This is a genomic window from Telluria sp. Soil_C_11 (genome assembly GCF_057657395.1).
In genome coordinates this window covers 1-12,045 of sequence record NZ_JBDGIN010000034.1, presented here as the reverse complement: position 1 = coordinate 12,045, position 12,045 = coordinate 1, and the positions used below count along the sequence as shown (strand labels likewise).

The window sequence follows — 12,045 nt, the reverse complement described above, 5'->3', positions numbered from 1 at the left end:
TGTTCGGCGACGGCGGTGTATCAGTTTTAAATCGCTGGCACAACGAAATCTGTATCAGTTTTCAATCGCCGTTGACAATTGGTAAAGGTAGTCGCCTGGGCCGGCTGATAGCTGGAGTCACCGCCTGCGCGGCAGCAACCTTTCTCCTCCGGGACAAGCTGATTTATGGTGACATCCATCGACAAGGTGCTAGCGCCCAGACCGCAGCCGGTTCGCGCCGCCGATGCTCGACCAAAATTCTTGTAGCGCGTCACTCTAAAACGATGCCTGCCCTACTGGTCAGTCGGCAGCTGTATCAAGAACGCTGCGGCGGTTTGAAGAGCGAGTGCCGCCACAATTTATTTCCGCTCTTTGATAATCTCCTATTATCAAAGACCGTAAAAAGCGCCGTCAGAATTTCCTATTTGCAGCGTCGTTATGCTAAGCTGTTGATCCTCTTGGATAAATTCGACGACCGCTGTGACGTGAGCTATGCTGTTCGATCCCGCAGGCATCGGGTGTTCTATGCGAATAACGAAAAAGAAAACGGAATTGGAGCAACCGGACCTCGATGAACGGATCCGGCGCTGTTACGGCTACTGGGGATTCTGCCAAGGCTACCTGGTGCCGAGGTGGATCGAAAAGATGGCTGGGCATGAGGCGGTCGAGATCTACTACGAGCGCTACATTGGGCAGAGCGAGCACCTGGACCACTTTGGATGCGCGATCGAGCTCGAGCATCGCGCGAAGCCGGTTTCCACGCTAAAAGAATTGCGCCGGATGGCGGTGAAGATCACGCGGATGGGCTACGACTTCACGGCCGCCGCCGCGCTTGCGATCGAGGTTGCGCAGGAGCGCTCGGGACTGCAGGCCGAGATGGAAGCGCGAAGGGCTAAGCAAAATGCCGCGCTTCCGCGTCAACAGGCGGATGCCCAGCCGGACGGGAAGCGCATGTTGCGCGAGCTTCGCGCCAAACAGCTACCTCAAGGGGCGGCGGCGAATCTAGAGGTCATTCGGACAGTCGTCGGCTTGCCAAGGAAAGGCGTCCCCAAGAAATAACTTGCGTTTCCGTACCGGCTTTTCTTCGTGAACTAAGATCGCTGTTTTCGTCCAACTCTGCGGCCCAATACCGCGATCAGTACCCCCGAAAACGCTGTTTCGTGTACGATGAAGTACCTCATGTGAACTGTCAAAATCTTACTCAAGCTATTGTTTCATAAGAAAAAAATCACGAATCATTAAGGTTACTGACTGGAACTCTTTCTAGAAACCGATCTTTGAACTGGTTAACATGCGAAGCACATCGACCTTTATTGTGTGAACGACATGGACAACCTCACCACTTTGCTTCGCATGCTGACCTCAATCAGCGACCCGACCACCCTGGTCTTCCTGGCCGCCATAGCCGCGCTCGGCGTTGTCGGCCTTGCCCTGTACGTCGTGGCGTTGGCACTAAAGCAGGGCAGGCGCTCATGAGCCGCTTGGCCTTTGCAATGCTTCCGTCCGCGTGGGCAAAGCGCAAGCCGGCAATGCACATGCACGCCGAGACGGCGCGCGTCGCCGCCCTGGGCTTGCGTATAGAGGAGGCCGACACATCCACGGCGCTCGCCTTCCATGGGCTGTCCCAGCTCAGCTGGCGGCATGAAAAAAGCTCGGCCACGGCAGCGATCCTGGTGCTGTTCGCGCTGACGATCATTTCGAACCGGGCACAGCGCAAGGCAGGCTTGCGCAGCAACAATCTGGTCGGTGCAACCTACGAGGACATCCAGGAAGTGGCCCCGCTGTCGCGCAAGCTGATCGCGCGTGGATTGCAGCTGCTGCGTGCGGTCGAGGCGATCGGCGTGGAGCGCGTAGGGAACGCCAACCTGTATTCGCTGCTGGGCATCGAAGAAAACGGCAAATGGTGCAAATTGCCCCAGCAGCACCTCTGTGAGACCTACAAGCACATGTCCCGGCTCAAGCACTATTTCGACCACATCAAGCGCCCCGGGTCGCTGCACGCGCTGAAGCTCTACATGCTGTTGTTGTCCCTTCGCGAGAACGTCAGCAATGTGGCGCGCTGCAGCTACGAGACCATCCAGGAATACACCCAGCTGCGACGCGAGGAGATCCGCGACGCCATCCAGCTTCTGATTGCGACTCACCTGATCCGGTTCGCCGGCGACGAAGACGCCCCGAAGCGCAAGGGCGACCCCATGCACAACCGTTACTTCATCATTGGTCTCGCCTGAATGATCCATACCACGACCGACCTCCAGCCGGGCATCCGCAAGCTGCACATCGGCCACTTTGCCTTCATGCGCGCGTACGTGCAGGGCCTCGATTTGCGAGATATCTGGGACCGGTATTTGGCCGTGGAGGGCAGCCGCACGGACGTGCGGCACGTACGCAGGGCGGTCGCCTGGATGCGCGACGCGTTCGCGGCCGCAGCGCACCGTCACAAACGTCACGCGGTGGCCAGGCTTGTGCGCATCGACGTAAGCAAGGTGCGGGACCGGGACGGTTCGCCGGGGCCGGCGCCGTCATTGGAAGATTTCGCGGCCGAGCACGGTCTGGAAGATTTCTCGTTCGAAGACCAGTTGGCCTACTACCAGGAGGCACACGGTACTGGAACCCAAAAGGAGAAGCGGAGCGCGCGTCTGCTACGCCGCCAGCTCGACGCGATCGCTTGGCTCGAGCGTGCCGCGGCCGAAGCGCCGCATCCGGACGACGGTGTGCGCGCCTGGCTCCCGTTCGACCTGGCCAGCCGGCTGGAAGAGGCTGGCATGGTCAAGCTTCGACAACTGGTCGAGCGTATCAACGGTGTGGGCAGAAATTGGCACGCACCGGTACACGCGATTGGCGCCGGCAAGGCCGATCGCATCGTCGCCATGCTCCGCACTTTCCATGCAAGCACCGGTCTGCGCATCGGCGCGCACGTGCTGGCCCCTCGCTCCGAGCTCGACATCGATGCACTGCACCTTGTGGTGCCGGCGTCGACGTCGGTCGTTCCCTTGGAAAAGTTTGCGGTGCCGGGCGACCTGGACGGGAGCAACGGCCGCTTCCGCGCTCCGCGTTACCAGTGCCAGCTCGCGGCCACGAACGACTATGAGGCGTTGATTTCGTTCTTGCGCGAGAAACAGGGCAGGCACACCGGCGGCGCCAGCGCCCGCGCAGGGGTAGGGAACCCACTCGGCTGGCTGCGTCACCTGGGGCCGACGGCGCGGGCCTATCGAACCGAATGCGAGCGTTTCATGCTGTGGGCCATCCTTGAGCGCCAGAAGCCACTGTCGTCGATCGATTTCGACGATGCGGTGGCATACCGCGCGTTCCTGGCAGATCCGCAGCCGGCCGAGCGTTGGTGCGCACCACGCAGCCGCGGTCGCTGGGGGCCGTCTTGGCGCCCTTTCGAGGGACCTCTGGAAGCGGCGGCTCAGCGACGTGCGTTGACGATGCTGGGGACGTTCTATCGCTTCCTGGTCGATCAGCGTTACCTGACCGGGAATCCATGGACCGGGATTAGCAAACCGCGCGCACCGTCAGGCGCCGCGGAACATACGCGCAGCTTCACACAGCATGAATGGGACTTCATCTGTGAGCGGCTGGCGGCCCTGCCGGCGACATCGGCCAACCTGCGCTTACGCATGGCGTTGCCAATTCTCTACGTCGGCCGTCTACGCCGGGCGGAAATCGTGCAAGCCCGGGTAGGGCACATTCGTTGGACAGAAATGCCGGCGACACCTGACGAACCAGCGACGGCCAGTTGGGAGATCCTCGTGACGGGGAAGGGGGATAAGCGGCGCCTCGTACCCCTGGGCCAGGTGCACATCGACTCGATCGCACACTATCTTGCGTCGCGCGGGTTACCTGCGAATGTCACCCATCCCGACAATGCGAACGTGTACTTGCTCGGCCAGGCGGTCGACCTGCAGGAGCGTACGCCCTGGGCAGCAGGTAAAACGGTCGATCCGCTACGAGGTATCCATGCCCAGACCCTATACGACCAGCTGAAGGTATTCTTTGCCGACTGCGCTGCCCAGCTGGACCGTGTAGCTCCACAGTCGGCGGCGCAGCTGCGCCGCGCAAGTACGCATTGGCTGCGTCACACCGGGATCACGCATTCCCTCGCCGCCGGCACGCCTCTTGAGGTCGAGATGCTGGTGGCTGGACACGCGTCGCTGGCCACGACTTCGAAGTACGCGCACGCGGAAACACGGCGGCGCTTGCAGGGCAGCGCTAGTTTCCTGGCAAAGCAAACACCGGTTGTTCCAGATGCATCTTGAGACCAGTGCTTTGCACCGTTACTTTACTGGCGATTTTTACGGAATTCTTTGGGCGAGTACACAGCTGCCTTTGCCGGATCGAATTGCCTGTTCGGTCTAGGCTTCCTTGGGTGGGGTCGCCTACGTAAGCCGAGCAGCGTCAAGACGGCTGCAATACCGAGCAGGGACACGCCAATCGCTTTCAGGAAACTAAAATCGTCCATATCCTCTGATTTGTAGAGATAGCTGTGCTTAGCCATTATAGGCATGCATTTCTTCTCAGGAGTAGCTGGACGACTTTACGACTAGGTCACATTGTCTGTCGGTGGATGTCTGCTTAATCAATGGGCATCGCGCCGAAAGCTGCATAGCTGCTGGGTTTGAGGATCGAAAAAGCGTAGTTCTCCACAGAAATTGTGGATATTTCTCGGCGGTGCGGGGAAGTAAGTGGCGAGCACTTTCGCGCGCGAAAGTAGCCCACTATCTGGCGGCTGACGTTGTAGAAGTTGTTATCAGGGCGTGGTCGTGCTTTCGTCGAAGGGTCGAAGTAACGACGTTGCACATGTTTGTTAGTTGCATTTCTTAGCCGGGTTGCTCGCCTGTTCTCGTTGGAGAAGCTGGTCAATCCTTTGGCATTGCGCTCGCGAGAGCCAAGATGATCCGCCGGCAGCACTCGGCGTCATACGCCGCACGGTGAGGGCGGCCTATGACACTCGCCGGGCCGTCGACACCTGCCATCGACATAGCCAGACTCAGCCTTGGCCAGCGGCCGTCGTTCGCATGAGTCAGCATCTCCATTGTGCATGCCCAGCGATCGGCAGCTGGTGTCGCAAGTCCATGGCGCCGACTGGACTGCTCGAACATGCGCATGTCGAAACTGGCATTGTGGGCGATCAGCACGCGGCCGTGCACCAGCTCGGTGAGAAGCGCGGCGATGTCAGGCCAAGCCGGCGCATCTGCCAGGTCTACATTGGCAAGGCCATGCACTGCAGTCGCTTGCGGCGGAACATCGTCTACAGGTTTGACAAGCGCTTCGAGCAGGACTGTTCCGTCAGGCTCCAGCACCGCCACCTCGATGATCTCGGCGTTCTCGCCCAGACCAGAAGTCTCCGTGTCCACAAATAGCGGATTGAGCGACAGTAGATGGGCCGCATCCCGGCAGATAGCCAGCCAATACCGCCTCTGTTCCTCAGCATAAATGCGGTTCAAGCAATCGTAGCAATTGCCGGCTCCATTGAGCGCGAACCTTTCGATGCGCTGTCCGCAGCCCGCGCATGCCAACGTGCCAACCAACCGCCGGCCGGCCGCCAGCGCCGCCGCCTGCGCCGGCGCCGACGCACGGTAAGGTCGCATTGCAACGGCCAAGCTTGCGTCGTATTGGTAGACCTAGCCCATGCCCTGCCAGTAGCGGGCGGCTGGCTGCTGGCCAGGCGCGGGCTTGAGGCGCTCGGCCTTGAGCTGCGTCTTCGTCAGGAGTCGAGTCGTCGCCATATGGTCTGTACAGAGAATGTCAGTATAAGTACGGGTACTTATACTAACTTAATCTTTTCGGCATAGGCCTTGTAGAAGGCTTTCACTTCCCGCTCAGTGTCCTCGGTCAGCTGGATCTTCCCGACGCGTCCGCCCCCGCTGCGTTCAGCTTTTCCGTACTGTTTCAGCAGCGACGATGCGAGGGATTGGCCGAACATATTGGTCTGCCATTCACGGACGCCGGCCCGACTTGTCTCTACACCACGCAGTGCGACAAAAGTCAGGTTCTCGATCAACCATCGTCGCCATCGCTTGACCACGCCCCCATATGCAGCCGCCGCAGCCCGAGCACCGATAACATCGTTTGCAGCCAGCTCCCGACTGATCCGGCTCTTTGCGAACTTCGCCTGGGCATAGAAATTGTTGGGGTACAGCACAGACTCTTTTAGTTGGGGTCGTCTCAGAAAACGGAAAATAAAGCACGCTAAGCAGGTTGCAACGGCCGCAGCGGCCTGAACTTGCCCGCGCCGATCTTGGCGCTGCTGCGCCAGAGGTAATCGCCGGTCAGGTTGATGTGCTCCCAGCCGAGCGGCGACAGGTACTGCAACAGCGCGTCATCGACGGCGTGGCCGTTGCCCCGCAGCGCGTGCGCAGCCCGTTCCAGATAGACCGTGTTCCATAGCACGACGGCCGCCGTCACCAGGTTGAGGCCGCTGGCACGGTAGCGCTGCTGCTCAAAGCTGCGGTCGCGGATTTCACCCAGACGGTTGAAGAACACGGCGCGGGCCAGCGCATTGCGGGCTTCGCCCTTGTTCAGCCCAGCGTGCACGCGACGGCGCAGCTCCACGCTTTGCAACCAATCCAGGATGAACAGCGTGCGCTCGATACGCCCCAGCTCGCGCAGGGCCACGGCCAGGCCGTTCTGGCGCGGATAGCTGCCGAGCTTGCGCAGCATCAGCGAAGCCGTCACCGTGCCCTGCTTGATCGACGTGGCCAGCCGTAGAATTTCATCCCAATGGGCGCGAATAGCCTTGATGTTCAGTCTGTCGCTGCTAATCATCGGCTTGAGCGCGTCGTAGACGGTGTCGCCCTTGGGGATGAACAGCTTGGTGTCGCCCAGGTCGCGGATGCGCGGCGCAAAGCGGAAGCCCAGCAGGTGCATCAGGCCAAATACATGATCGGTGAATCCTGCCGTATCGGTGTAGTGCTCCTCGATGCGCAGGTCGGACTCGTGGTACAGCAAGCCGTCGAGCACATAGGTCGAGTCGCGCACGCCGACATTGACCACCTTGGTGTGGAATGGCGCGTACTGGTCGGAGATGTGGGTGTAGAAAGTCCGCCCAGGACTGCTGCCATATTTCGGGTTGATGTGGCCAGTGCTCTCGGCCTTGCTGCCGGTTCGGAAATTCTGGCCGTCCGACGATGACGTGGTGCCGTCGCCCCAGTGCTCGGCGAAGGGATGCCGGAACTGCGCATTGACCAGTTCGGCCAGCGCCGACGAATAGGTTTCGTCGCGGGTATGCCAGGCTTGGAGCCAGGCGAGCTTGGCGTAGGTCGTTCCGGGGCAGGACTCCGCCATCTTGGTCAGACCCAGGTTGATGGCGTCGGCCAGGATCGTGGTCAGCAGCAGGTTCTTGTCCTTGGCCAGGTCGCCCGATTTCAGGTGCGCGAAGTGCCGGGTGAAGCCTGTCCATTCGTCTACCTCCAGCAGCAGTTCGGTGATCTTGACGTGCGGCAGGATCATTGCTGTCTGGTCGATCAGCGCCTGCGCGGTGTCGGGCACCGCCGCATCGAGCGGCGTGATCTTCAGGCCCGACTCCGTGATGATGGCGTCCGGCAGCTCGTTGGCCAGCGCCATGCGGTTGACGGTGGCGAGCTGCGTTTCCAGCAGCGTCAGCCGGTCATGCAGGTACTGGTCGCAATCGGTGGCCACGGCCAGCGGCAATTCGCTGGCCTGCTTGAGGCTGGCGAATTTCGCGGGTGGCACCAGGTAGTCCTCGAAGTCCTTGAACTGGCGCGATCCCTGCACCCAGATGTCGCCGGAGCGCAGGGCGTTTTTCATCTCCGACAGCGCGCACAGTTCGTAGTAGCGCCGATCGATGCCGGTGTCGGTCATCACCAGCTTCTGCCAGCGCGGCTTGATGAAATCGGTTGGCGCGTCGGCGGGCACCTTGCGGGCGTTGTCGCTGTTCATGTTGCGCAGCACTTCGATGGCCTCCAGCACATCCTTGGCAGCGGGCGCGGCCCGCAGCTTGAGCACGGCGAGGAATTCCGGCGCGTAGCGACGCAGCGTGGCGTAGCTCTCGCCGATGCGGTGCAGGAAATCGAAGTCCTCGGGCTGCGCGAGCTTCTGCGCTTCGGTGACGCTCTCGGCGAAGGCGTCCCAGGACATGACGGCCTCGATGGCGGCAAACGGATCGCGGCCCGATTGCTTGGCCTCGATCAGTGCCTGACCGATACGCCCGAACAGCCGCACCTTGGCGTTGATCGCCTTGCCGGACGCCTGGAACTGCTGCTGATGCTTGTTCTTGGCGGCGTTGAACAGCTTGCCCAGGATGCGGTCGTGCAGGTCGATGATTTCGTCGGTGACGGTGGCCATGCCTTCAATGGCGAGCGCCACCAGGGTCGCGTAGCGCCGCTGCGCCTCGAACTTGGCCAGGTCGGCGGGTGTCATCTGGCCGCCCTCGCGGGCGATCTTGAGCAGCCGGTTTTGGTGGATCAGCCGCTCGATGCCGGTAGGCAGATCGAGCGCCTGCCATGCCTTGAGTCGTTCGATGTGCTCCAGCATATGCCGCGAATTGGGCTTGACGGGTGACTGGCGCAGCCAGGCCAGCCAAGTCGTCTTGCCGTTGTCCCGGCGCTTGAGCAGATCGTCGAGGCGGCGGCGATGCGCGTCCGACAGTGGTTCGGCCAAGGCGTAGTAGATGCGCCGGTTGGCGCGGGTGATCGCTTCGGCGCTCGCCCGCTCGACGGCGTTGAGGGCAGGCAGAATGACCGACTGCCGCCGCAGATGCTCGATCAAGGCGCTGGCCAGCACAATGCCCTTGTCGGTTTGCATGGCCAGCTCGGTCAGCGTGTGGACGGCCTGCCGGTAGTGGCTCATGGTGAAGGGCTGGAAGCCGAACACCGTTTGCAACTCGACCAGATGCTCGCGCCGGGTCTGCTCCCGCTGCCCGTACTCGCCCCAGCTTTCGACACTGACCTTGAGCTGGTCGGCGACCAGTTTCAGCAAGGGCGGAAACGGCGGCTCATCGACGCCAAGGAGGATGCCGGGAAAGCGCAGGTAGCAGAGCTGAACTGCAAAGCCCAAGCGGTTCGCAGGCCCGCGCCGTTGCCGGATGATGGAGAGGTCGGTATCGCTGAACGTGTAGTATCGGATCAAGTCGTCCTTGGTATCCGGCAACGCCAACAGGCTTTCCCGCTCGGCGGCGGACAGAATGGAACGACGTGGCATATTTACTGATCCGCTCTCAAGTATTGATACAGGGTCTCCCGGCTGACACCAAACTCGCGGGCCAGCTTCGCTTTTTGTTCGCCGGCGGCGGCCCGCTGCCGCAGATCGGCTACCTGTTCGGGCGACAGCGCTTTCTTGCGGCCCCGGTAGGCTCCGCGTTGCTTGGCGAGCGCGATGCCTTCCCTCTGCCGCTCGCGGATCAAGGCCCGCTCGAATTCAGCGAACGCCCCCATGACCGACAGCATCAGGTTCGCCATCGGCGAATCCTCGCCGGTGAAGGTCAGGCTCTCCTTGACGAACTCGATGCGCACGCCGCGCTTGGTGAGCTTTTGCACGAGGCGGCGCAAGTCATCGAGGTTGCGCGCCAAGCGATCCATGCTGTGAACCACCACGGTGTCGCCTTCGCGCACGAAGGCCAGCAGCGAATCAAGCTCGGGCCGCTGGGTGTCCTTGCCCGACGCCTTGTCGGTGAACACCTTGCCGACTTCGACGTGTTCAAGTTGCCGTTCCGGGTTCTGGTCGAAGCTGCTGACCCGGACGTAGCCGATGCGTTGACCCTGCAAGATGCCTCCCTGGACGAAAATGTCAGGAAGAAATCTATGACCTTTTTCAGCTAGTGTCAATAAATAACACAACCGACTCTATTCTGACGTTGTGAGGCAGTCTACCCTGACATCCGGTTAGGGTATGCCTCAATCTGACGGTAGCGAGTCGCAGGCGTTCGGATCGGCATCGGTTTCGTTCCCTGTCTTGGCACGCGCTTCGAAGCGTTGATAACACTCCAACCCGCAGAAGTGCTCGACGTATTCCGCGCCTTCCGGGGTGAAGGCGGCATCGAGCGGGATTTCCTTGCAGCACACGCAGCAACTGGTGGTGGTCGAGTCACTTGCATTCATGGTGGCACCCCTCCATTGACTGACGAAGACGGCGAATGCCGCCGCCGGCATTGGCTTCGCGAACAGGAAGCCTTGTCCTGTGTCGCAGTCCGCTTGTCGCAATAGATCAAGACTCGCCGATGTTTCCACGCCTTCAGCCACCACATCCATGCCCAGCCCGTGCGCAAGCTGAATCACGGTGTGCACGATGGTTTGGTCGCGGCGGTCGTTGGCGAGCCCGGCGACAAACGATTGGTCGATCTTGAGCGTGCTGATTGGGCAGCACTTCAGATGTTGCAGACAGGAATACCCCGTCCCGAAGTCATCGGCGGCGAAGCGCACACCGATCTGCCGCAAGGCGTCCAGGGCGGGGAAGATCGCCGGATCACCAAACGCGACCGATTCGGTCAGCTCGATTTCGAGATACTCGGCGGGCAACTCGGCATCAGCCAGCACGCCCTTTACCCACCCGTCGAAGTCCGGTCCCACTTGGCTCGCCGAAACATTGACGGCCAGCCGGAACGGTCGCCATGCCAGCATTCGCCAGTCACGCATCTGGCGGCAGGCTTCGCCCAGCACCCAAGCGCCGATTTCAGGCATCAGGCCGGACGATTCGACCACGGGCAGGAACTGGCCCGGTGGCAATAGTCCAAGCGTCGGATGACGCCAGCGCAACAGGGCTTCCGCGCCGACAATCCCACCACTGCGCAGATCGACGACGGGCTGGTAGTGCAGTTCAAGCTGCCCGCGCTCGACCGCTTGGGCCAGTTCCGGCGTCGTCCATCCATCCGGCCGGAAAGCGCTCATTCTCTTTCCCTGAATGCCCGCAACGCCCGCGACAGGGACAGAAGGAACAGGCCGGTCAAACCGAGCGCCGCGATGACCCAATGCTCGCCGAGGAAAGCACCGGCGGTTGTGCCGGCCAGCACGACAGCGAGGATGGGCAGGTGGCAGGGGCAAGTCAGCACAGCCAGTCCGCCCCACAGGTAGCCGGTGATCGGTTTGTGCGTCTCGGACGGCAAGCGCTCGGGGTTGTTCATGGCAGACTCTCCGCGTGCTGTGCCGGCTCGGTCGGCAGGGTGGCCAACTGCACTTCCAGATCGGCCAACGCTTCGCGCCGACGCTCGACGAACTGACGCAGCAGGGCAAGCTGCGCGGCCGCTTCGTCGCCGTCCGCCGCATCCAGCGCCCGGCACAGCCGCGCCAGCGCGTCGAGGCCGATGCCCGCCTCGAAGGCCGCCCGCACGAAGCACAGCCGTTGCAAGGCGGCGTCATCGAACAAGCCGTAGCCGCCTGGTGTGCACGCCACCGGGCGCAGCAATCCGCGCAGCAGGTAGTCGCGCACGATATGCACGCTCACCCCGGCATCAAGAGCCAGCCGGGACACCGTGTAGGCGTTCATTGAACACCTCCTTTTTCTCACCCGGCGCAGCAGGAAAGCTGCTTCACATCCTTGTTGAAGGTCTGCGCCGCGAGCTTCAACCCCTCGACCATCGTCAGGTAGGGGAACAACTGGTCGGCCAGTTCCTGCACCGTCATGCGGTTGCGAATGGCCAGAGCCGCCGTCTGGATCAGTTCACCCGCTTCCGGCGCGACCGCCTGTACGCCGATCAGCCGATGGCTGCCTTCCTCGATAACCAACTTGATGAAGCCGCGTGTGTCGAAGTTGGCGAGCGCACGCGGCACGTTGTCCAAGGTCAAGGTGCGGCTGTCGGTCTCGATCCCGTCGTGGTGGGCTTCCGCCTCGCTGTAGCCCACGGTCGCCACTTGCGGATCGGTGAACACCACGGCCGGCATTGCGGTCAGGTCGAGCGCCGCATCGCCGCCGGTCATGTTGATCGCGGCACGGGTGCCGGCCGCTGCCGCCACATAGACGAACTGCGGCTGGTCGGTGCAGTCGCCGGCCGCGTAGATGTTCGGGTTGCTCGTGCGCATGCCTTGGTCGATGACGATGGCACCTTGCGCATTGACAGTGACCCCCGCTGCGTCCAGCGCGAGGCTGCGCGTGTTCGGTGTCCGACCGGTG

The 12,045-nt window shown here is 61.8% G+C and carries 13 protein-coding genes; 5 read left to right on the top strand and 8 right to left on the bottom strand.

Going from position 1 to position 12,045, the window contains the following annotated elements:
* From AC3A6M_RS24560 to AC3A6M_RS24540, 5 genes are all read left to right on the top strand, one after another.
* A partial coding sequence (locus tag AC3A6M_RS24560; protein ID WP_487855311.1) for a hypothetical protein occupies window positions 1-554 on the top strand: 554 nt, incomplete at its 5' end.
* Window positions 532-1,038 (top strand): hypothetical protein, encoded by a 507-nt coding sequence (locus AC3A6M_RS24555; RefSeq protein ID WP_487855310.1) that lies wholly within the window; start codon window positions 532-534, stop codon window positions 1,036-1,038. The genes AC3A6M_RS24560 and AC3A6M_RS24555, both read left to right, overlap by 23 nt.
* A 267-nt stretch (window positions 1,039-1,305) precedes the next feature.
* A complete protein-coding gene (locus tag AC3A6M_RS24550; protein WP_487855309.1) occupies window positions 1,306-1,455 on the top strand; it encodes a hypothetical protein in 150 nt (49 codons plus the stop codon).
* On the top strand, window positions 1,452-2,210 hold the full coding sequence (locus AC3A6M_RS24545) for a hypothetical protein (RefSeq protein WP_487855308.1): 759 nt from the start codon (window positions 1,452-1,454) through the stop codon (window positions 2,208-2,210). Before AC3A6M_RS24550 ends, AC3A6M_RS24545 begins: the two co-directional genes overlap by 4 nt.
* The gene (locus tag AC3A6M_RS24540; protein WP_487855307.1) at window positions 2,211-4,241 is read left to right on the top strand and encodes a site-specific integrase; all 2,031 of its coding nucleotides are present in this window, start codon (window positions 2,211-2,213) and stop codon (window positions 4,239-4,241) included. It begins immediately after the preceding gene.
* Between the two features lie 600 nt (window positions 4,242-4,841).
* On the opposite strand, the gene AC3A6M_RS24535 is transcribed toward AC3A6M_RS24540, so the two are convergent.
* The 8 genes from AC3A6M_RS24535 to AC3A6M_RS24500 all read right to left on the bottom strand — a co-directional run.
* The gene (locus AC3A6M_RS24535) at window positions 4,842-5,585 is read right to left on the bottom strand and encodes a 3'-5' exonuclease (RefSeq protein WP_487855306.1); all 744 of its coding nucleotides are present in this window, start codon (window positions 5,583-5,585) and stop codon (window positions 4,842-4,844) included.
* Window positions 5,586-5,749: 164 nt separating this feature from the next.
* Window positions 5,750-6,127 carry a hypothetical protein gene (locus AC3A6M_RS24530; RefSeq protein WP_487855305.1) on the bottom strand — a complete coding sequence of 126 codons (378 nt, stop codon included), beginning with the start codon at window positions 6,125-6,127 and terminating at the stop codon, window positions 5,750-5,752.
* Between the two features lie 47 nt (window positions 6,128-6,174).
* Window positions 6,175-9,144, bottom strand: coding sequence for a Tn3 family transposase (locus tag AC3A6M_RS24525; RefSeq protein WP_011239983.1), 2,970 nt, complete (start codon window positions 9,142-9,144; stop codon window positions 6,175-6,177).
* Between the two features lie 2 nt (window positions 9,145-9,146).
* Window positions 9,147-9,707, bottom strand: coding sequence for a recombinase family protein (locus AC3A6M_RS24520; RefSeq protein ID WP_011239984.1), 561 nt, complete (start codon window positions 9,705-9,707; stop codon window positions 9,147-9,149).
* Between the two features lie 129 nt (window positions 9,708-9,836).
* The gene (locus tag AC3A6M_RS24515; protein ID WP_003132006.1) at window positions 9,837-10,826 is read right to left on the bottom strand and encodes a DUF3330 domain-containing protein; all 990 of its coding nucleotides are present in this window, start codon (window positions 10,824-10,826) and stop codon (window positions 9,837-9,839) included.
* A complete protein-coding gene (gene merE, locus AC3A6M_RS24510) occupies window positions 10,823-11,059 on the bottom strand; it encodes a broad-spectrum mercury transporter MerE (RefSeq protein ID WP_003132004.1) in 237 nt (78 codons plus the stop codon). Before merE ends, AC3A6M_RS24515 begins: the two co-directional genes overlap by 4 nt.
* A complete protein-coding gene (merD, locus tag AC3A6M_RS24505) occupies window positions 11,056-11,421 on the bottom strand; it encodes a mercury resistance co-regulator MerD (protein WP_000995360.1) in 366 nt (121 codons plus the stop codon). The genes merE and merD overlap by 4 nt, the downstream gene beginning before the upstream one ends.
* A 17-nt stretch (window positions 11,422-11,438) precedes the next feature.
* Window positions 11,439-12,045, bottom strand: a 607-nt coding sequence (locus AC3A6M_RS24500) for an FAD-dependent oxidoreductase (protein WP_487855304.1), incomplete at its 5' end; no start/stop codon positions are given.